Below are 20380 nucleotides of genomic sequence, written 5' to 3'. Positions count from 1 at the left end.
CAGGCCCGGAGGCCCCATGACCGATCAAGCTCCAACCCCGCAAGCCCTGCGCAAAGCGCTGCAAGCTCCTGACCTGCGTCCCCTGTTCACCGAGGAACTCGGCTGGGACAACCCACAAGGCGGCCCCGTCAGCGAGGAGGCGGACGGACAGACCTTCACGTTTACGCCCGTCGCCCGCAAGGTCAACTTCGTGGTGTACCGGGCCAGCCCTGCCCAGGACGGCAGACTGCCGGGCAAGGACACCATTCGCAAATTGGAGCGCAAGCTGGATGCCAAGGCGGCGGAACGTCTGGTGGTCTACAGCAACGCCAGCGGGGATCAGGCGCTCTGGGTGCGGCACAAGAAAGAGCAGGGCAAGGCGGCCAGCCTCTACACCGTCGAGTACAAACGCGGCCTGCGCAACGAGGCCCTGGTCTACTACCTGAAAAGCCTCTACGTCAGTCTGGACGAGGATCTGAACGGCCTGACCACCATCGACGTGGCCCGCAAAGCCAGCAACATTGAGGTTGAGAAGGTCACCAAGAAGTTCTACAAGGAATTCGACCGGATCAGGAAAGCCTTTGGGGAGCAGATCAGTGGCGTCGAGGGCAATGACAGGGAACACTACGCGGGTCTGACGCTTAACCGCCTGATGTTCGTGTACTTCATTCAGAAAAAGGAGTACCTGGACGGCGACCCCGACTACTTGCGGAATCGTCTTAAAAAAGTTCAGGCACAACGTGGCAGTGGGAAGTTCCAGAGCTTCTACCGCGCTTTTTTGCTGCGCCTCTTTCACGAGGGGCTGGGCGCTGTGCCGCACGACGCGGGTCTGACCGCCTTGATTGGCAAGGTGCCCTACCTGAACGGCGGCCTGTTCGAGGAACATCGCATCGAGCAGGAGAACGACGCCATTGAAATTCCCGACGCGGCATTTGAGAAGGTCTTCGCCTTTTTCGAGGGCTGGCGCTGGACAATTGACGAGAGAGCCAAGGCTGAGGCGGACAAGGCGGGCAAGCCTGAGATCAACCCGGACGTGCTGGGCTACATCTTCGAGCAGTACATCAACAACAAGCAGATGGGCGCGTACTACACCAAGGAAGACATCACCGAGTACATCAGCAAGAACACTATCTTGCCTTTTGTGCTCGAACGTGCCCGTGAAGACTGCCGGGTGGCCTTCGAGGGTGAGCACACGGTCTGGGAGCTGCTTAAGAACGATCCAGACCGTTACATCCACGCTGCTGTCCGCAAGGGCAGCGAGTACGAGCTGCCGGAGCACATCCAAGCGGGCCTCGATCCCGACCAGCCCGACCTGCTGGAGAAGCGCCAGACGTGGAACAAGAAAGCTGACGAAGAGTACGCCCTGCCCACAGAAATCTGGCGGGAAGTGGTCGCCCGGCGCACCCGCTACTCAGAAGTGCGCAGCAAGCTGGAGCGTGGTGAGGTGAACAGCGTGCCGGAGCTGATCACGCTCAACCTGGACATCATCACCTTCGCGCAGGACGTGATTCGGTACGCGGAGGGGCCAGAGCTGATCCGGGCTATCTGGAAGGCCATCACGCGCGTGACGGTGCTCGATCCCACATGCGGCAGCGGCGCGTTCCTGTTCGCGGCGGCTGGCATCCTGGCCCCGCTGTACCACCTGTGCCTGGAACGCATGACCGAGATGGTGGCCGCCCTGCCGGAAGGCGACCACAAACTGCCCGACTTCCGCGAGGTCCTGGTCGAGCAGGCGCAGCACGACCGGCAGTACTTCGTGCTGAAGCAGATCATCATTCGCAACCTGTATGGCGTGGACATCATGCCCGAGGCGGTGGAAATCGCCAAGCTGCGCCTCTTCCTGAAGTTGATGGCCTTCAGTCAGAAGAACGAGCGCAAGCCCAATATGGGCCTGGAACCCCTGCCCGACATCGACTTCAACATCCGCGCGGGCAACACGCTGGTGGGGTACGCCACCCGCGAGGAAGCCGAGAAGGCGGTGAAGGGCCGTCTGCTGGGCACCAGCGGCATCACCTGGGAGCAGATCGAGGAAAAGGCCGGGGACATCGACCGCCTAGAAGCCCTCTTCCGCGAGCAGCAATTGAAGCAGGGCGGACAGGTCACGCCCGCCGACAAGCAGGCACTGCGCGACCGCCTGGGCGAATTGGAAGCTCTGCTGAACGGCTACCTCGCCGCCGACTATGGCATCGACGAGAAAAAGAAGCCCGGCAGCTTCGAGGCCTGGCGCGAGAGCCATCAGCCCTTCCACTGGTTTATTGAATTTCATAATGTGATGAATCGGGGCGGGTTTGATTGTATTGTGGGAAATCCTCCCTACTTGGAGTCGAGAGAGGTTGACTATAGCCTGCGGGGATTTAAGACACTGGAAGCCAAAGCTATACATGCCTACTGCATCGAGAGGGCATTCAATATTAGCTACAAAAACGCCACCATCAGCATGATACTTCCCATGTCGCTAGTGTCTACTCAAAGAATGCAGATTGTAAGAAGTATCATTGAGGATTTAAATTCCGCTTGGTATTCTAATTTCGCTTGGAGGCCAGCAAAGCTATTTGATAATGTGAATAGAGCACTGACGATCTTTATAAGCCTTAGAGGTTATGCCGAGATTGTAGGAGTGACTGGCTATACTAAGTGGACAAGTGACGATAGAGAGTTCCTAATTGATAAACTGTCTTATGTCCAGACAGATTACACAGATAACTATTGGCTTCCTAAGCTATCTAATGAAATAGAAAAAGTGATACTTAGCAAAGTCACCAGGAATAGAAAAACGCTAGGAGATTATCAAAGCCCTTCGGGTAATGAACAATTATATTATAGAACAACGGGCGGACTATACTGGAAAGTCTTTACAGACTTTGCTCCAGATTTCTTTGTAAATGGCAAAAAAACCAAATCATCGCGTGAAACTAAGTTCACCGTTGATAAACACATCTTTATTGAAAACTATGTGGCACTGTTAAGTAGCAACCTCTACTGGTGGTGGTACACACTATCTTCAAATCTGAGAGATTTGAATCCTAGTGATATCTCCAATTTTCCGGTTGATCCGCAGGTACTAAAAGACGATAAGCTTCGCATTGAAGGTAGGGATTATATTTCCGACTTGAAGAAGAATAGCAAAATGATGACGCGCCAACAAAAGTCAACAGGCGAAACACAAACACAATCTTTTAGGATTAAAGAAAGTAAGCATATTATAGACAATATAGATACTAGCGTAGCAGATTTCTATGGATTCTCCCCAGAGGAGCTTGACTACATCATCAATTACGACATCAAGTACCGCATGGGCGCGGACGCCGAAGGCGACGATTGACCCTCCCCCCTCCATCCCAACCCCTGACTGGCATCCTCTGCCCCTGAGCCTGCCCAGCAGCGCTGATTCTGCGGGCGCATGACCTGGCGCGGGCCTGGACCGGGGCAGGCCCGTTAGACGGTTGAAGCGGGTGATACAGATTGACAGACGAGCAAGGGAGAGTGCGACATGACCGGACAGGCAGCAACTGGAACAGGATCAAGCACCGCCCCGCCCCTCTTCGAGCTGGTCAGCTCAGGCGTGCGGGCCACCGGGTTTCCGCAGGGCAAGGGGTTTGTGGTGCGGGCAGGCAGCCAGGCGCGGGCAGAAGCAACGCCTTCGTTCACTGGGCACAACTACTTCGCGCTGCGCAGCTCACTGATCAATGAGGGCCGCCTCGCCAAGACCGATGACCCCGCACGCCTGACCTATACGCAGGACGTGGTATTCGACTCGGTGAGCGCGGCGGCAGCCGTCACGCTGGGCCGGGCGCAGAGTGGTCAGGGGGCCTGGAAGGAACAGGGCAGCGGGCAGAGCTACGGCGACTGGCGGGCGGGGCTGACCCCTGGGCCAGTGTTCCAAAGCCTTCAGAAAGGGCCAGTGTTCGAGTGGCCGCCGTTCTTCAAAGTGCTCGCCCACAAGCTGCTGGAATTTCACGAACCGGACCGGCAACCGGCCCTGATCCGTCTGCTGCGTCAGGCCGGAATCTCTGTAGGCCACGACGAGAGCGAGGAGCTGACGGTCATTGATCCCTTTACCTTCTTCTCGCTGGTGCTCAAGCACAAGACAGACGCGCGGGTGCAGGAGCTGTTCACCTTCATCGGGGACAAGCTGGGCATTGCCGAGTCTGCCCCGGCCAGCCTGACCGGTGTGCCCTGGAGCAACCCCATGAACGCCTGGTTCTTTCCGTACCGCAGCAAGCGGAAGACAGACGATCTGCCGACCTTGTGGGCGCTGGCACGCCAGGCAGTAGACGGAACGCTGGAAGGACCAACCTTCGCGCGTGCTCTGGAGATTCAGCAGGTGGGCGTCCCCAAGCTCACGCAAGGCCTGTTCTGGCTAAATCCCGACGCTTTTTTGCCCCTCAACGGCATCGTCGTGCCGTACCTGGACGAACTGGGCGTGAGCGGTGCGGCGGAGGTGCGGACGCTCTCGGATTACGAGCAGGTGCTGGAACAGGCCCGCGACCTCGCCCCCGACTTCCCGGCCCTGTCCTATGCCGCGTGGGTCGCCGCGCAGGAGGAGGGCGAGGTCATCCTCCCACCCGACGGGGCCACGCCCGAGGTGAAGTTCCGCGCGCCGCCGGGGGTGCCGCTGAACCAGATTCTGTACGGCCCGCCCGGCACTGGGAAGACGTACTCGGTGATTGACGAGGCGCTGAAGATTCTGGAACCGTCGTTCGCCTCCTCGCACAGCGAGAAGCATCAACGTGACGCTCGCAAGGCCCGTTACGACGAGCTGGCCGCCGAGGGCCGCGTGACCTTCATGACCTTCCACCAGTCGTTCGGTTATGAGGACTTTATCGAAGGCCTCAAGCCGGTGATGAAGGACGGTCAACTGGCCTACGAGCTGGGAGATGGCCTGTTCTTGCGGGCCGTGCGGCAGGCGGGCGGCGCGGTCGGAGATGAGGAGGCCGAGGGCACCCTGCGGGCGCACGTGTTGATCATCGACGAGATCAACCGGGGCAACGTCTCCAAGGTCTTCGGGGAACTAATCACGCTGCTGGAAGAGGGCAAGCGCGCGGGGGCTGCCGAGGCGCTGACCGTGCAGCTTCCGCTTAGCAAGCGCCACCTCAGCGTGCCGCAGAGCCTCTACGTGATTGGCACCATGAACACTGCCGACCGCAGCCTCACGCAGATGGACGCGGCCCTGCGGCGGCGCTTCACCTTCAGCGCCGTCTGGCCTGACCCCGGCCTGTTGCCAGACGCCCTGGAACTCGACGGGGGCACGCTGAACCTCCAGGCGTTCCTGGGCGCCCTCAATGAACGCATTGAGGAGCGCCTCAGCCGAGACCAGATGATCGGGCACGCCTACCTGTTGGGCGTGCAGCCCACGCTGGAACAGGTGGCAGGCGCGCTGCGGCATAAGATCCTGCCCCTGCTGGAGGAGTATTTCTTCGAGGACTGGAACAGTATCCGAGAGGTGCTGGGCGACGACCAGAAAACGGAGCAGGCCGACCAGTTCATCCACGTCAGCGGCAATGGCACCGGCCAGGGCCAGCGCCGCCGCTACAGCTACAACGAGGAAGCCTTTGGGCGACTGAGCGCCTTCCAGGGCGTCTACTCCTCGCCGTGACCTACATCATCGCCCGCGAGTACGACCTGCTCGTGCGCGGCACGGCCCCTGGGGCAGCGGGGATTCACGGTCTCCCGCCCGAGTCCTTTGACGCACTGCGGGCGTTTCTTCAGACGCCCGTGGAGGGGCACAAGGGCCAGGAGGAGGTGATCGCCCGCCCCACCCTGCGGGGCAACCAGCCCGCGCTGCGCCTGCAACAGTGGGTGGGCGTGATCCGCACGCCGGACGGCACGACGGTCGAACTTCTGCCCAAGACCCATGAGCGGGACGGTGAAGCAGACGGGGAGACCGTGGCTCGCAGCCGCGCCCTGCTGTTCAGGATGCTGGCCGCCGCCGGGGACAACTACCGCGCGGCCCTGCCCGCCGACCTTGACCCGGCCCAGATGCGGCTTTTCGAGGTGGTGCTGCGCTACGCCCTGGAAGTGTTGCGGGCCGCCATCCGCCGGGGCATTCCACATGCCTACCGGGAGGTTCAGGAGGAACGGGCCGGGCTGCGGGGCCGCCTGGACCTGTCGCGGCAGCTCCGGCAACCACCTCACCGGGTACATCTGCTGCACGTGACCTACGACGAGTTCCTGCCGGATCGCCCGGAGACACGCCTGGTGCGCCTGGCGGTCGAGCGCATCGCCCGCATGACCGCCCGGAGTGACAGTCGGCGGCTCGCCCGTGAGTTGCTGCACGCCCTGGCGGATGTGCCTGCCAGCCGGGATGTTCGCCGGGACTTCACGCGCTGGAAGCTAGAGCGTGGCTACACCCACTTCGCCCCCAGCCTCGATATCTGCCGCCTGATTCTGAATGAGTTGAACCCCCTGACGGCGGGCACAGCCTCGCGTGTCACTGCTGTGCTGTTCGACATGAACCGGGTCTACGAGACCTACGTGGCGCAGCTCCTCCGCCTCCAGCATCCTGACTGGCAGGTGCAGACGCAGGTCAAAGGGCAGCACCTCGGCAGCTTCCTGCCCCAACCCTCAGGTCAAGCGCGTCCCGTGTTCGCCCTGCGCCCTGACCTGATCGTCCATCCTCCCGGCCAGCCCGTGATCATTGCCGACACCAAATGGAAGCGGCTCAAGGCAGACCGCGCCTTTCCTCACGGTGTGGGCAATGCCGACGCTTATCAGATGCTGGCGTACAGCGAAATTTTCCAGCCGGAGCCGGGACAGCGGCGGCTGTGCCTGATTTACCCCTATCTTCCTGGACTGCCCAACCAACTCCCAGACATTCAACTGCCAGGTGGGCGGACGCTGCGGGTGGTCTTGGTAGATCTTCATCAGGACACCCCGACTGTAAATTTGGAGCTGACTTTCGACAACATAAGAGCGGACAGTGAAGTCAGGGCTGGTGTTCCTGATTCAGCCAAGTCCTAGGAAAACCCCAGCGAAGGGCACCCACTCCTTCAATAGTCCAGATCGTGCTCCAGCCTGGGCTGCGGGCCGCCGTCTACGCTGGGGAACGGGGTCGCCTGCACGGTGACGTAACGCCCATGTCCCTCGGGCAGGTCCTGGGGATGACCCACAATCGCGCCACCCTCGCTCGCCATCACAAAGAACTCCTGGCCCTTGGCGACCAGCGGCCCACGGTACTCGCGCCCCGTCGTCATGGTCGCCACGTACATCTCTTCCCATTCTGGGCCGTGCTGCCGCGCGCCCTCCAGATACTGCACGCCCCGTTCGAGGACGGCCACCCGGTCCGGGTCGCTGATCTCGTCAAACAGCCGCCGCATGGTGCTGGGGTCGCCTTGGATGCCGTCGTAGCTGGCGACAATCATGCGCTGCTGGCTGATGGGGTCGAAGTTCAGCGGATGACCTGCCTGTTCGGCCAACTGGAGCATGAACTCCCGCTGGGTTCTCCCATTGCCCTCCCGGAAGGGGTGCGCGTTGTTGATCTGAATCAAGAGGTCGGCGGCCCGCTCGCTGAACGCCTCGCGGGACAGTCCCTGGAGGTAGCCTTCAGCCCTCAGTCGGTCAAAGGCGGCCTCCAGTCGGGCATTCACGCGGTTCCCCGCCTCGAAGGTGGTGGTGCCCTTCATCAGCAGCGGCGGCTGCCGCACCGTGACTCCTCCCAAGGTCAGCGGCTCGGCACGGGTCGTTCCCGCCCACCCGTACACGTCCCCAAAGAGGTGCCGGTGGATCGCCTTGAGGTGCGCCAGATCGAAGTTCCCCCGCGTGCCCGCCGGGGCGCGGCCTTCCCGGAGCTGCACCGTGCGGGCCGCCGCGTAGTCGGCCTCGGTCACAGCAAGCTCCCCGGCACGTTCGATGCCGAGGAGGTTTTCCATGGTGCCGTTCGCCTGTAAGAAGGGGTCACGCCCCGTCATGGGTCCCCTTAGCGCTTGTACCGCTGATCCAGCGCCTTCAGCACATCGTCACTGCTGAGCTGGCCCTCGGCGTACCCGTCCAGCAGGGCCGCCGTCTGGGCCGAGACCGGCTGACCTTCCATCCGGGCGGAACGCTGCACGCTTTTCACGGTGGCGCGGCGCTGGGCCTGAGCCTCCTGAGCGGCGTTGGCTTGCTCGGTGAGCGCCTGGATTTCCAGCCTGATCTTCTCCCGGATGTCCGTCATGACGCCTCCTCCATCCAGTCTATCACTCCTAGGAAAACCGCGTCTGTTACGGACATTTTCCCTCCTGATCGCCCAGGGAGGCATCAACAGGGGGGGAGGTCTCCTGGGGGGAGATCGGTTCGGTCGGGGCGGATGAGTTTGGCGGGAGCAAGGCCTCGTGCAGCAGCTTGATCTGTTCCCGAGTGGCCCGGTCATGGGCTTCCCGCTCTGGCTCAGGGAGACTCATTCGCAGCCGATCCCATCGCCGTCCCGGTCCAAATGCTTGCCGTAGCCCGGCTGGCCTGCCCGCACAGGAGCCGCGCCAGCCGCGCGGGCAGCAGCACAGGTGCGGTAGGAGACGCTCCCTCCGCTGCCCCCCACTGGAGCAGGCGTGGTGGCTGGCCGGGGTGTCCCTGTCGTCGGGGGATTGGCCGGGTTCCTGCGGTAATCCCAGGGAGCCTGGAAGGTACCCGCGTGCAGACCCTTGCGCGTGGCCTTCGCCCGGTCCTCAGCGTCCCGGTAGATGCTCCCGCCATACTCCAGATATGGGAGAGCGTGGCCCTGCTCGACGAGCCAACGGTTGATCTCGGTGCCGCCCACTGTACAGACAGCCACCATGCGCCCGTAGCGGTCGGTGTCACGCCGAAGGCACGTCACGTTCTTGTTGCGGACCAGATCAGCCAGGGCGAAGGCCGCCTCCCGGCCACAGCCGTAGGTCTGTCCTGCCCGCAGGCAGGTTTGCGAGGACTCCGGGGCGTCCACGCCGTACAGCCGAATCTTGGTGGTCCTGATCTGAAGCGTGTCGCCGTCAGTCACGGTGGGGATGCCCGTGACGCTGGCAGGCACCTGGGCGGAGGCCGTGGCTGTCAGCAGCAGAGCCGGGAGCAGGTGACGCATGGACTGACGGTACACGGATCAGAAGCGGGAGCAGTCCTCATCTGCGCCAGCACCTGCCAATACACCGCCGTCATGCCTCAGGCACAGTGGGGAGTGGTCAGCCAGCGCCGCCCCAGCCCGTTCAGTGTGGCAATCAGGTCGTTGAAGCCCTCGGGCTTGAGCACGTACCCGTCCGCCCCCGCCATCGTCGCCGCTGCCCGGTCGGCCTGTTCATCAGACGTGGTGAACACCACCACCGGCACCTCCCGCAACGCCGGGTCGCCCTTGACGGCCGCCAGGACCTGATGCCCGTTTACTCTCGGCATATTCAGGTCGAGCAGCACCAGATCCGGCAGGGGATCGCCGCCCCGCAACAGGTCCAGGGCCTCCTGACCGTCTTGGACCACGCTGACCTCGCAGCACACGTCGCTGAGGTCCAGGGCGGCGCGGGCCAGTTCCAGGTCGTAGGGATTGTCCTCGACGATTAACAGATATTTGGACATGTCCTGCCTTCCACTGAACAGCCTGCCAGCCACCTGCCAGCCCCAGCCATTCTGATGCCAACAGAATAACATGAAGGGTAGGTAAAGCAGGGCAAGGTTGAGGTGTGGGCTGGAGCCAGAATCGCCCTCTTATCCACCTCAGCGCCGTTTCCCCGAGCCAGCGTCCTCTCTGGTGCGAACTGGGACCGCTAGCCTGGGGCAAGAGACATGGGCAAACAGCCCCTCTTGCCGGTCGTTCACGGTCCCGATCAGCAGTTCAGGAAAGAGGGACGGCATCCCCTGGCGCATCCGGCGGACATGGAACTCAACCGAAGCGTGGTGCCGCTGGCTGCTCAGCACCACCAGGTTGTCCGGGCAGTTGTTCCGGCGATCTCCGTCGCGGTGATGCACCACCTCACCCGGCAGCAGAGGCCGCCCCAGGGCCTCCTCCGCAATGACCCGGTGTGCCCGGCGTTGACGGCCTGTTTTCGGGTCTCTGACCTTCCGGTACTCCTTGCCCACAGCGTCACAGCCCTTTCAAAGCACGTCCGGCAGACTCGCGGCGGTCGCGGCCAGGCGGCTGCGGTTGACCTGGGCGTAGATGCGGGTGGTGGCGATGCTGGCGTGTCCCAAGACTTCCTGCACCTCCTCGATGCGCCGTCCGGCGTCCATCAATGCGGTCGCGTGGGCGTGCCGGAGCTTGTGCGGGGTGCATTTCGCCCTGGGCAGCCCCGCCCGCACTCCGGCGCGGTGCATGGCCGCCTCGACCGTGCGAACGGGAAACGGCTCCCCGGCGTTCTGGCCGGTCAGGTGGCTGAAGACGTAAGCGCTGGTGGCGTGCCCCTGCGTGCGCCGCACCTTGAGCCACCCGTGCAAGGCCCGCTGCGCCGTGCTGCTCAGGTACACCAGACGCTCCTTGTCCCCCTTCCCCACGATGCGGACGCTCACTGGCAGCTTGTCGCTGTCGTACTGGATGTTTTCAAAGGTCAGACCCAGCGCCTCGCTGACGCGACAGGCCGTTCCATAGAGAAAGGCCAGCACCGCCCAGTCCCGGAAGCCTTTGTCCTCGTTCGGCTGCTCGCGGGTGGCGGTCAGCAGCCGCGATACCTCGGTAGGCGTGAGTGCCTGCGGCAGCCGGGTGGGCAGCTTGGGGCTTTTCAGCTCGGTGGGACCGGGCTGCATGGCAAGGCCCTCGACGTGGCCCAGGTAGCCCCACAGCTTCTTCCACGCGCTGACCAGGCGGCGTGCACGGGCGGGGGCAGGCTTGTGGTGCCCCATATAGGCTCGGAGGTCGCGGGCGGTCACCTGGGGCCAGTGCTCCAACGCGGGCCGCTCCTGCCCGAACCAGGCGGCCAGCTTCCAGCAGTCCAACCGGTACTGCCGCGCCGTGGCGGCGCTCAGGCCCTCTTCCTGAATCAGATAACTCTCGAAGGCCGGGAGGGGGGAGAGAAGCTGACTCATGCGGTGACCGAATCCTCAGCCATCCCGGCGAGTGCCTCGGCGTCCTGTTCCCGCAGCTTGACCCGGCTGAGCTTGCCCCGCAGCACTTCCAGGGTGTAGTCGCCTTCCCCGAAGAGAGATCCGTCCAGATCGGCGGGCAGCTTGAGGCGCACCTCATGGGTATCGCGGTCATAGGTGACGCTCACCGTGGCCCGTGCGTGGCGCTCCTTGAGGGCTTCAAGCTTCTTCGGCGCGGTGTTCATGAACGTTCCCCGCCGTCGGCCACTGTCTTGAAGGGGCACCAGTTCTCCCGCCTGGGGCAGGCTCACCTCGTGCTTGGTGTTGAGATACCCGGCCATGTTCGCCCGCGCCCGGACCTCGCCGTGCGTGAGAATCACCTTGCCCGGCCCGTAGCGGGCGATCATCCCCAGCAGCCCGCCCCGGTCGGCGTGGGCCGAGAGGTAGAAGCGCTCCACCCGCGAGTAGGCAGAGACAGGTTCCAGACCTCCCTTGCCGTCGGGCAACAGCACCTCCCCCCCCTGTTGAAGTTCGAGGAGCCTGCGCCCTGGACTCTCCGCGTCCTGGTAGCCCACCACAAAGAGGGCGTTTTCCGGGTGCGGCAGCCATGCCCGCGCGTACTGGGGACTGGCCCCGGCGTGCAGCATTCCCGAGGAGGCGATCACGATAGCGGGGCGGTCCGAGGCCAGGATGCCCTCGCGCTCGCGCCGGTCCTTGACCAGGTTCACTGTCCCAGCCAGAAAGGGCCGCTGCTTGCTGACCTTGCTGCGGTTCTGAAGGGCTTCCGGCAGGAGCGGCAACATCTCCTCGTAAGCCTGGGTGATGCCCCGTGTCAGGCCGTCCAGGTGGATGGGGACCTGGGGGAGCAGGCCTCCCGCCATCGCGGTCTGGAGAATCTGGGTGATCTCCTGCGCGCGGCCCAGGGCAAAGGAGGGAATCAGCACCCGGCCCCCACCCCGCAGCGTCTCCCCAATCGCAGCAACAAAGGTGCGGACCTGCTCCTTGCGGCTGGGCAGCAGGGTGTCACCGTAGGTGCTTTCCGACACCACGGCGTCCACTTCAGGCACGGCGTTGGGGTGCGGGAGCCAGGCCGCGTCCACCACCGGCGTCGCCACGTTGCTCACGTCGCCGGTATGCAGGACCTGGCGGTTGCCGCTGCGGACCAGGACACTCGCGGCCCCCAGCAGGTGCCCACTGGGGAGCAGCTTGAAGGCGAAGCCGTGATCCTTCACCCACTCGAAGTAGGGAACCGGGCGCAGGCGTTCCAGCGTGCGTTTCATCTCGCCGGGGGAGAAGAGGGGATAGCCCTGGGCCGTGCTGACTTTGAGGGTGTCGCCCAGCACCAGCGTGGCGATGCGGGCGGTGGCCTCGGTGCAGTAGATAGGCAGATGCGGAAAGCGCCGGATCACCACGGGCAGCGCCCCCACATGGTCCAGGTGCGCGTGGGTCAGAATCATGCAGGTCGGGGGATGGTCCGCCAGCCGCTCCAGGTGGGGCAGGGCCACCTCACCGACTTGGCCGGGCCGGACTCCTGCGTCGATCAGCAAGTTGCCTTCCTTCAGGAGGTAGAGGTAGGAACTGGCCCCGACCTCATCAGTGCCGCCCAGACCCAGGAAGTGCAACTCGGTCATGGCATCACCAGCGCCAGCGTGGGGTAGGCCTGGCGGTAGTGCGTGTCGTCGAGCGTGACCAGCGTGGCCCCCAGCGACAGGGCGTGTGCGCCAATCAGGAAATCCGCCAGGATGCGCCGGGGCTGCCCTCCCCCGGACCTTTCCCTGCGGCGGGCATAGGCGCTGTAGGCCCGTCCGCTCATCTGCCAGACGGCCTCGGTCGTCTCCCAGTCCACCCCGACCTGACCTCGCCTTAGGAACGCCTCCAAGTGGCTCTGTTTGTTGCCGGGAGCGGCCAGCAGTTCGGCGTAGACGCTGCCGTGAATGACGAGCGATCCCGCCCGCCGCAGGGTATTCAGCGTGCCGGAGATGGCAGGAGCATTTGATTCAGCGCCGAGCAGGGCGCTCAGCACGTTGGTATCGATGCAGGCGCTCACTCCTCGGCGTCCCCGTCACGCATCTCCCGCCAGAAGGTCTTGGCGTCCTTGGGCAGGGGGGGCAGAGTGCCGATAAAAGCGTCGAAGGGGTTGTCGTCCTGGGGCGGCACCAGGGTGATGGTGTTGCCCTCGATCTCGAACACCAGGCCGTCGCCCTGCTTCAAGCCCAGCCGCTCGCGCACCTCGCGGGGTACCGTGACCTGTCCCTTGCTGGTCATCCTGGCAATCACTCGCATCGCAGCCTCCTTACCGAGAAGTATAAACGTAAGGAATAAGAGAAATCTAGATTTTGCATAAAATAGTTGTTTTACGCAAGTCGAAGACCAAGCTCCTAGAGGAGCTTTGCGTGTGCTGGCCGAGGCGTAAGGGGAGCGCGATTTTGAGAAGTACAGGACACAGGGGAGGAAGTTGCGTAAAACTCAAAAAAGTTGCGTAAAACTCACCTACTCGCGGCGGCCAAGTCCTCGCTCGCTGACCCCCGCTCACCCCCGCTCTCCGGTCGCCAGTTGGCGATCTGAGTCACGTCCACGCCCAAGGCCCCGGCGATCCGGTACGCCAGTCGAATGCCCGGCTCCTTGCGGCCCTTGATGTAGTCCCCCATCGCGCCGCGCGTCAGACCTGCCGCGTCGGCCATCGCCTGAACCGTCAAGCCCCGATGGGCACGCCATTCCTCCAGCGTCTTCACCTCTTTGGCCTTTGCCATATACTCTCCCTGCGCTCGCTTTCCCTCTGTCCGGGGCGGGTAGACCCGCCCACTGGGGGCGGGTCGGTTGTTTAGGGCGGCGCGGCCGTGGCCGCTGATGCCTGATCGTACTGGATGGGCGGCTCGGCTGCGTGGTGGTAGAGCGGGCGCACCTGCTCCAGCCACGTCTCCGGCACATGGCCTGGGTAGACCGTGATGGAGGCCCCGACTCCCGCCCGGTAGGAGTAGCGCCGGGGGTTACGGCACCCTTTGGGCACGATCTCGAACTGCGCGCCGTCGAAGGGGCGGGCCTGGCTGTGCAGGTCAATGATGCGGCCCTGCACAAACTGCCTCCCATTGTGGCCGCCGTGGTGAACAATCAACAGGGAGAGGGGGGTGCCCAGCGTCACGCGGTCGCGCAGGCCGTCATAGACGGGGGTGGGATTCCAGCGCTCGGCGTTGAAATACTCGCGCACGTCGAAATGCAGGCCGCGCGCCAAAGTCTCGGCGGTGCTGTACTCGTTGAAATCGCTCTCGATGTGCTGCACCAGCTTGAAAATGTCGGCCATGATGCGGGCGCGGTACTCGTCGCGGGTCTGGGGGTACGTCATGCTTCACGGCTCCTGGTGGTGAAGGGGCGGCCTCGGCGGGGCCGCCCCAGTCGGGGTCAGTCGTCCAGCTCGCCAGTCTCGCGGCAGAACTCCCGCCAGTTCGCGCGGAACATCTGGCCGGTGCTGCCGTACTCGGTGCCGCAGCGCTGGCAGGCGCTTCCTTCCCAGTGATCGGTCAACTCCACCACGGCACCGCAGTGACACCGGATGGCTCCGGCGTCCCAGTAGGACGTTTGATGCTCCACCACGCCCTCATCCACCAGGCGGCCTGCGGCGACTTCGCGCTGCGCGTGCTCGTAGTTGGCACGCGCTTCCGGCGTGCTCAGCAGTGGCTCTCGCGTGGTGGGGTCGAGGTCGAACATGAAGCCGACGCCGCACGGGTCCGGGTGGGTGAACTGATGAAAGGGCTGGCTGTTGGTCTGTTGGCCGGGCTGGCGAAGTCCACTGCGGGCATAAGCGGTCTCCTGGGGGGTGGCCCCGCCACCTGGGGCGGGGCCGGAGGGGTTAGGCGGATCGCTGAACCTGGCACCCCAGGCGGGGGTCGAACTCGCCCCGGCGCTGGCGGTCCCGCAACGCCTCCATATAGGCGTGCACGTCGCCGCCGTAGTACCGCTCGGCGGTCGTGTACAAGCCCGCGCGCCCGATGCACTCCATATGTGTGCTGCCGTGGCGCTGCACTGTCGTCTTGCCGCCTTTGCTGCCTCGTTCTGCCGCTGTCATCGTCATGGTGGCGCTCCTTTCCCCTCTGTCCGGGGTAAGAGGAGTGTACCACAAATGTGGTACAAACACAAGCTTTTCTCTCTGGGAAAGCGAAAAAGCCCCTTGCGGGGCCTTCTCTCAGAGGATGCCCAGCCGCTTGGCCTGGGCGCGCAGATCGCGCCCGTGGCCCTCCAGCCAGTGCGCGTGGCACTCGTCGTTCATCTCCCAGAGGGCTGTAAACGCCTCCCAGGGCCGATCTGTCACGAACCCCTCGTGCCGGTGGGCCTTGCCCTCGATCAGGTAGGGGCGGGCGCGGGCACCCTCGGCCGGGTTGCGGCTGCTGATCTCGTACAGGTCAAAGTTCACCCGGCGAATGCTGCCGCTGTCGGCCACCCGCACCCACGGGCCGCCCTCGGTCAGCAGCTCAAAGGCCACCGACTGCACCAGGCGGCGGCGCATGGCCTCGCCTTCAGCGGTGAGCCAGGAGCGGCCGTCGTTGCTGATGACGTTGTACGTCAGCCGGTACAGCGCCTCCAGCAGCTCGGGGCCGCTGGAGGTGATCGGGGCAGGCTGCGCCTGGGTGTACTCGGCGGTCAGCGCCTCGCCCGGCGGCTGGGGTTCACGGTAGCTGGCGGCGTAGGCGCGGACGTTCGCCACATACAGGCCAGGAAAAACACCCTCCTCGACGTTCACCCACTCGCGGGCAACCAGCTCAAGGGCTTTCACATCGGCGGCGGTATAAGGAATGACTGACATTCTGGCTCCTTTTCCCTCTGTCCGGGGTAAGGAGACTGTACCACATATGTGGTACACAGTCAAGCATTTATGCCCTCTAAGAAAGCCTTTTCCCGCCTTCCCCCGGCGCTCTCACAGGTGCGCGCCCACACCGGGGGGCCGCCCCTGGCGGTGCCCTGGCCCACCACCCCGCGCCCGTGGTCCGCTCATGCCCCGGTCTTTCCTCCTGCTTCTGCTTTTGCCTGTCAACGGTGCGGCCTCTGGCCGCCCCCCTTGTGGGGTTGCCGTTGACAGGACAAGCCCCGCCGAATCCTTGAGGCCGCAGGCCGGAAAAAATGTCTGCGCCCTTCCCTGACGTTTTTTCCGGCTGCTGCCTGTCCGGCGAGGACACCGCTTTTGTCTTTTCGTCTTTTGAACAGTCGTGCGGCCTGTGGCCGCTCCTCAAAGCGGTACGGCCACCCGGCACCTGGGCGGCCGCCCAGGTGCGAGGGGGGGTAGCCAAACCGTTGGGAGGGCGGGCAGCGGGCAGAGCGGAGCGGCGCCCGCAGCTTTGCCCGCTCGACCGCCCCTAGGTTTGGCTCAGGGGGGACGCCCCCCTCCTCAAGCACCCAGCCACTCCTACATGTAAACATGCAAAAAAGTAAAAATGTTGTGGGGCGAGGCAGGCAAGAATAAAAAACGCCCCAGGAGGGGCGGGATGGGCTGAAGGAAGGGTGCAGCCGAGGGGCGAGAGGCTTAGTTCAGGGCGTTCAGGAACGCCGCCAGGCCGGTGAGCAGGGTGCCGATGGCCGTCAGGATGACGGCCGCCTCACCTGGCTTCCATTGCCTGCGCGGGCGCTTCGGGTTATCCTTACGGTGACGAGCCATAAGGAATCACCTCCTTTCCGCACCCGAGTTGCAGCTCGGGTGCTTTCGCGTACCCGTGTTGCGCCTCTTCCCTCCCGGTTGTCATGCACCCCGTCCCTCACGGGACTTTCCGATTCTACCGCATTCTTTCAGCCCACCGGAGCTGTCCAGAACGTCAGAGATCGCCGCTCGTCGGCACCCCGATCAGCTCTGCCAACGCCTGCTCCGCCGCGCTTCTTTCCCGCCGTCGGTGGGCGCTCTCGAAGCGCAACTCCTCGACCAGGGCCAGGACCTGTCCCACGACCGGACGGGTGGCCTCGACTTCCCGCGAGAGCCGGTCCACTTCCTGCTGTTGCGGCGGCGTGAGCGGCAGTGCCTGCCAGCGCCGGAACTGCTCGGCGTACACGTCGAGCCAGGAAGCCCGTTCCCCGTACTGCTGCACTGCCCGGTCAAGGATGGCCGTACCGAGCACCTGTGGCCGTTCCCTGGCCTGCGAGAGGGTGGCGTGAAACCTTTGGGTTTCCTCCAGCAGGCCGTCCACCATCTCCGTGAGCAGGGCGAGGCCCTCGATGGGCTGCCAGTGAATCTTGGAAAAGTCGGTCATAGTCACCTCTAGAGTGGAGGGTGGGTCTGTGGCTCTGACTGAGCAGAGGGCGTGCAGTCAGCCGCTGCGGGTTTCTGGCCTTTCTCCCGCCGTTGGCCCAGGGCCTCGCGCAGCAGGCGGACCTGTTCTGCGTTTGCCTGGGCGTGGACCTCGCTCTCGGGACGTGGAACGGTCACTCGCAACCGATCCCGTCGTTGTCGCGGTCCAGATGCTTGCCGTAGCCGGGCTGCCCCACCTTTACCAGGGCGGCCCCCGCAGCACGGGCAGCCGAGCAGGTTTTGTAGAGGATACTGCCCGTGCCGCTAACCGCCGGAAGAGGGGCCGCCACCCTGGGGGTGCCCGCCGTTGGGGGGCTGGCCGGATTCTTGCGGTAGTCCCAAGGGTTCTGGAAGGTGCCCGCGTGCAGGCCCTTCCGGGCAGCTCTGGCTCGGCGCTCGGCGTCCTGGTACACCCGCCCGCCGTACTCCAGATAGGGCAGGGCATGGCCCTGTTCGACCAGCCAGCGGTTGATCTCGGTCGCCCCCACCGTACAGACGGCCACCATGCGACCGTAGCGGTCGGTGTCCTGACGGGTACAGGTGACGTTCTTGCCCCGGACCAGATCGGCCAGGGCAAACGCTGCTTCCCGGCCGCAGCCGTAAGTCTGGCCTGCCCGCAGGCAGGTCTGCGAGGACTCCGGGGCATCCACCCCGTAAAGCCGGATCTTGGTGCCCCTGATCTGGAGGGTGTCGCCGTCGGTCACGGTGGGGATACCTGTGATGCTGGCAGGCACCTGGGCGTGGGCAGTGGCCGTCAGCAGCAGGGCCGGGAGCAGGAAGCGCATGGCCTGACCCTACACGGCAGCAGGAGACAGCAGGAGCGGATGTGCGGCCGGGGGCCGGGGGTTAGGAACCGGGCAGGCAGGTCAGTCCTCGGGCGACCACCCTGGCCTGATCTACCAGGGCATCGGCCTCGGTGAGGATGGCCTGATGGCGGGTCTGGGCACTCGCCAGGGTGGCCGCCGCAATCTCGACTTGTGCCCCGAGCGCCGCCTGCGCCTGCGCGACCTGCTGGGGCTGGAAGGAGAGGCGGGCCTGGGCACGGGGATTCGCTCCAGGAACCGTACGGTGCGCCTGCGCCGCCACCTGCAAGCGGCCCAGCGTCGGCTGGGCCTGATCCAGATCGTCTTGCACTTGCTGGGCGGCATTCTTCAGGTTGCTGGTGCCGTAGCCGGTCAACGTGCTCAGCGAATAGCCCGAAAGCGTACCGAGCTGGTAGCCCTGCACCACGCTCACGTCGTAGCAGGTCTTGGCCTGCCCGGCATCCCGCAGGAGTTCGGCCTGATCCTTCCGGAGTGAGGCCAGATCCTTTTCCAACAGCTCCACCGCTGCCTCCAGGTCTCGCGTTCCGTCCTGAAGCTCCCCGGTCAGCGTGGCCGCGTCCTCCAAGGCGCGGCGGGCTGCACGGTCCGCTGCCTCAACCGCCTGGGTCTGGGCCTGAACAGCGGCTCGCTCCGCCCGCTCCTGCTCCTGCTGCTGAGCGAACCCGCTGCGGGCGGCGTCCACCTCACGGCTCAGACGGGTCACGGCTGCGTTGTAGCTGTTTGCACTACTGCGGGTATAGACGACGGTATTCAGCCCCCCGGCGGCCAGCGGCCAGGTGAGCTTGAGCGTGTCGCCGCTCAACGTCCCCGTCCAGATGCGGATATCTGTGAAACCCAGAAAACTTTGGGAGAAGCGCAGGGTCACGGTCGAGCCGGTGCGGGTGCCGGTGAAGGTGGCGTTGGTGGTCTTGAGGGTCGGTGGGCGGCTGTCCGTGCGGAGCACCTGCTGGTACGTGCCGCTCAAGGCCCCCTGATTGTCGGTCCATTGCAGGACTTCCACGGCGTTGTTATAGGTCTTGGTGAAGGTGACTGGAGCTGCCGTGGCGCTTCCAAGAACAAGCAGCAGAGAGAGGACACGCATGGTAAGGCACTTTCGCAGGCGGCCCCTTGCGGGGCTGTCACCCAGTTTTACGACGCTCTCACGCCTGATCAGAACCCAGTGGACAAGCTGAGGCATGTCCCCTAAAACGCTGACCCTGCTGGGCGTGCTGACCCTGTCCCCGGCCCTCGCCCAGACGGCCCCTGCTCCCTCCCCCATGGCCACCGCCAGCGAGCTGCTGCAACGGGTCATCAATCCCGACTGGCCGGGAGCGGACAGCCGCACCGAGGTCCTGGTGGGCCAGGTGCCTGCCGGGTTCGGTGTGCCCCTGCCCGCCGCAAGCCGCGTGATCGGGGCGATCAGCACCACCTTCCAGCGGGGGGAGGCGCCCTCGAACACCGCCGTGCATTTCGACACGGCCCTGACCCCCGCCCAGGTCACCGCATACTTCACCAAGGCGCTGGGCGCAGGCTGGCAGGAAGCTCCCGGCTTCCTGAACGGTCCCTACGAGCAGCAGGGCGGCTTTCAGCCGGGCAGCTCCGTTGGCAACCTGGCGCTGTACCGCAAGACCCCCGCCGAATTGCTGCACATCACCACACGGGTGGTGGGGAACGTGACCCAGGTCAGCCTCCGCAAACAGTCGGGAGGCGATACCGAACGCATGTTGGAGTACATCCAGGTGCGGCCCCCAGCGCCCCCCGCCTTCCTGGTGCTGCCCAAACTGGCGGCTCCGGCGAACAGCGTCGTCCAGCCGCAGGGGGGAGGCAACAGCAGCGACGGGGTGACCCAGAACGCCCGCATCGAGACGAAGCTGAACCGCAGGGCTTTGGTCGAGCACTACGCGGCGCAACTGCGGCAGGCGGGCTGGAAGCTGGTCAATCAGGCGGAGGCGGGTCAAGCCACGACGACCATCTGGTCGTTCACCCAGAACGGCACCGACCGGGTAGGTCTCTTGATCGTCACGGGCGAGTCGCCCTACCGCGCCACCCTGATGACCCAGGCGACCCGGTGACGGAGAGCAGGCTGGGGTTGCGCCACGAACGCTGAGGCGAGCAGCTTATAGTGGGTGTGAGCAGTCATCCGTCTGATAGGAAACTACTACCATAGAAGACGAGGGAGTTCATGCCTAGAAAAACCTTTATACGTCGTTTAGGGCTGGCTGAGGTTATGGGCGATCACGGCCAGGACGGTCCTCAGACGCAGTGACCCCATCGTTTTTGTCTGCACCGAACGGATCTGCGACTCCACCAACTGAGCAAATACGGTTTCCACGCGACGACGGAACACGGGATGGCGGTCTGACCGCCACCCCGTGTCGTACCGGGTGTT

The 20380-nt window shown here is 64.3% G+C and carries 22 protein-coding genes and 1 pseudogene; 4 read left to right on the top strand and 19 right to left on the bottom strand.

What is annotated here, in order from left to right; translation table 11 throughout:
• Positions 1 to 16: 16 nt before the first annotated feature.
• The 3 genes from HNQ09_RS16805 to HNQ09_RS16795 all read left to right on the top strand — a co-directional run bounded on the left by HNQ09_RS16805 (position 17) and on the right by HNQ09_RS16795 (position 6939).
• On the top strand, positions 17 to 3301 hold the full coding sequence (locus HNQ09_RS16805; protein WP_184031579.1) for an Eco57I restriction-modification methylase domain-containing protein: 3285 nt from the start codon (positions 17 to 19) through the stop codon (positions 3299 to 3301).
• Between the two features lie 168 nt (positions 3302 to 3469).
• Entirely contained in the window at positions 3470 to 5575 is a 2106-nt protein-coding gene (locus tag HNQ09_RS16800; RefSeq protein WP_184031578.1) for a DUF4357 domain-containing protein, read from the top strand.
• Positions 5572 to 6939: a 5-methylcytosine restriction system specificity protein McrC gene (locus HNQ09_RS16795; protein ID WP_184031576.1), complete on the top strand. Its 1368-nt coding sequence runs from the start codon at positions 5572 to 5574 to the stop codon at positions 6937 to 6939. The genes HNQ09_RS16800 and HNQ09_RS16795 overlap by 4 nt, the downstream gene beginning before the upstream one ends.
• A 29-nt stretch (positions 6940 to 6968) precedes the next feature.
• On the opposite strand, the gene HNQ09_RS16790 is transcribed toward HNQ09_RS16795, so the two are convergent.
• From HNQ09_RS16790 to HNQ09_RS16710, 18 genes are all read right to left on the bottom strand, one after another.
• A complete protein-coding gene (locus tag HNQ09_RS16790) occupies positions 6969 to 7886 on the bottom strand; it encodes a Fic/DOC family protein (protein ID WP_184031575.1) in 918 nt (305 codons plus the stop codon).
• Positions 7887 to 7894: 8 nt separating this feature from the next.
• Entirely contained in the window at positions 7895 to 8131 is a 237-nt protein-coding gene (locus tag HNQ09_RS16785) for an antitoxin VbhA family protein (protein ID WP_184031574.1), read from the bottom strand.
• A 222-nt stretch (positions 8132 to 8353) separates the two neighbouring features.
• Positions 8354 to 9007: an excalibur calcium-binding domain-containing protein gene (locus tag HNQ09_RS19035; protein WP_184031573.1), complete on the bottom strand. Its 654-nt coding sequence runs from the start codon at positions 9005 to 9007 to the stop codon at positions 8354 to 8356.
• A gap of 77 nt (positions 9008 to 9084) precedes the next feature.
• A complete protein-coding gene (locus HNQ09_RS16775) occupies positions 9085 to 9489 on the bottom strand; it encodes a response regulator (protein WP_184031571.1) in 405 nt (134 codons plus the stop codon).
• Between the two features lie 138 nt (positions 9490 to 9627).
• Entirely contained in the window at positions 9628 to 9990 is a 363-nt protein-coding gene (locus HNQ09_RS16770) for an HNH endonuclease (RefSeq protein WP_184031570.1), read from the bottom strand.
• 15 nt (positions 9991 to 10005) lie between these two features.
• On the bottom strand, positions 10006 to 10929 hold the full coding sequence (locus HNQ09_RS16765; protein ID WP_184031569.1) for a tyrosine-type recombinase/integrase: 924 nt from the start codon (positions 10927 to 10929) through the stop codon (positions 10006 to 10008).
• Entirely contained in the window at positions 10926 to 12557 is a 1632-nt protein-coding gene (locus HNQ09_RS16760) for an MBL fold metallo-hydrolase (protein ID WP_184031568.1), read from the bottom strand. Before HNQ09_RS16760 ends, HNQ09_RS16765 begins: the two co-directional genes overlap by 4 nt.
• Positions 12554 to 12973: a PIN domain-containing protein gene (locus tag HNQ09_RS16755; protein ID WP_184031567.1), complete on the bottom strand. Its 420-nt coding sequence runs from the start codon at positions 12971 to 12973 to the stop codon at positions 12554 to 12556. The genes HNQ09_RS16760 and HNQ09_RS16755 overlap by 4 nt, the downstream gene beginning before the upstream one ends.
• Positions 12970 to 13209, bottom strand: coding sequence for a type II toxin-antitoxin system MazE family antitoxin (mazE, locus tag HNQ09_RS16750; RefSeq protein ID WP_184031566.1), 240 nt, complete (start codon positions 13207 to 13209; stop codon positions 12970 to 12972). Before mazE ends, HNQ09_RS16755 begins: the two co-directional genes overlap by 4 nt.
• A 203-nt stretch (positions 13210 to 13412) precedes the next feature.
• Positions 13413 to 13676 (bottom strand): helix-turn-helix transcriptional regulator, encoded by a 264-nt coding sequence (locus HNQ09_RS16745; protein WP_184031564.1) that lies wholly within the window; start codon positions 13674 to 13676, stop codon positions 13413 to 13415.
• Between the two features lie 71 nt (positions 13677 to 13747).
• Positions 13748 to 14266, bottom strand: coding sequence for a hypothetical protein (locus HNQ09_RS16740; RefSeq protein ID WP_184031562.1), 519 nt, complete (start codon positions 14264 to 14266; stop codon positions 13748 to 13750).
• Positions 14267 to 14322: 56 nt separating this feature from the next.
• Positions 14323 to 14628, bottom strand: coding sequence for a hypothetical protein (locus HNQ09_RS16735; protein WP_246363449.1), 306 nt, complete (start codon positions 14626 to 14628; stop codon positions 14323 to 14325).
• Positions 14629 to 14770: 142 nt separating this feature from the next.
• Positions 14771 to 14920 carry a hypothetical protein gene (locus HNQ09_RS16730; protein WP_246363448.1) on the bottom strand — a complete coding sequence of 50 codons (150 nt, stop codon included), beginning with the start codon at positions 14918 to 14920 and terminating at the stop codon, positions 14771 to 14773.
• Positions 14921 to 15103: 183 nt separating this feature from the next.
• The gene (locus HNQ09_RS16725; protein ID WP_184031558.1) at positions 15104 to 15721 is read right to left on the bottom strand and encodes a hypothetical protein; all 618 of its coding nucleotides are present in this window, start codon (positions 15719 to 15721) and stop codon (positions 15104 to 15106) included.
• 714 nt (positions 15722 to 16435) lie between these two features.
• A complete protein-coding gene (locus HNQ09_RS19220) occupies positions 16436 to 16567 on the bottom strand; it encodes a hypothetical protein (RefSeq protein ID WP_281378340.1) in 132 nt (43 codons plus the stop codon).
• Between the two features lie 154 nt (positions 16568 to 16721).
• Positions 16722 to 17150, bottom strand: a complete 429-nt coding sequence (locus tag HNQ09_RS16720; RefSeq protein ID WP_184031556.1) for a hypothetical protein — start codon at positions 17148 to 17150, stop codon at positions 16722 to 16724.
• Between the two features lie 172 nt (positions 17151 to 17322).
• Positions 17323 to 17973 (bottom strand): thermonuclease family protein, encoded by a 651-nt coding sequence (locus tag HNQ09_RS16715; RefSeq protein WP_184031554.1) that lies wholly within the window; start codon positions 17971 to 17973, stop codon positions 17323 to 17325.
• Positions 17974 to 18034: 61 nt separating this feature from the next.
• Entirely contained in the window at positions 18035 to 19093 is a 1059-nt protein-coding gene (locus HNQ09_RS16710) for a hypothetical protein (RefSeq protein WP_184031552.1), read from the bottom strand.
• Between the two features lie 94 nt (positions 19094 to 19187).
• Between HNQ09_RS16710 and HNQ09_RS16705 the strand changes: the two genes are divergently transcribed.
• Entirely contained in the window at positions 19188 to 20063 is an 876-nt protein-coding gene (locus HNQ09_RS16705; protein ID WP_184031550.1) for a hypothetical protein, read from the top strand.
• A 137-nt stretch (positions 20064 to 20200) separates the two neighbouring features.
• On the opposite strand, the pseudogene HNQ09_RS16700 reads toward HNQ09_RS16705, so the two are convergent.
• Positions 20201 to 20380: pseudogene (locus HNQ09_RS16700) on the bottom strand (IS982 family transposase); the annotation flags it as partial.

The sequence above is a fragment of the Deinococcus budaensis genome, from assembly GCF_014201885.1.
Lineage (GTDB): Bacteria > Deinococcota > Deinococci > Deinococcales > Deinococcaceae > Deinococcus > Deinococcus budaensis.
This window is presented reverse-complemented; position numbering and strand designations above follow the sequence as displayed.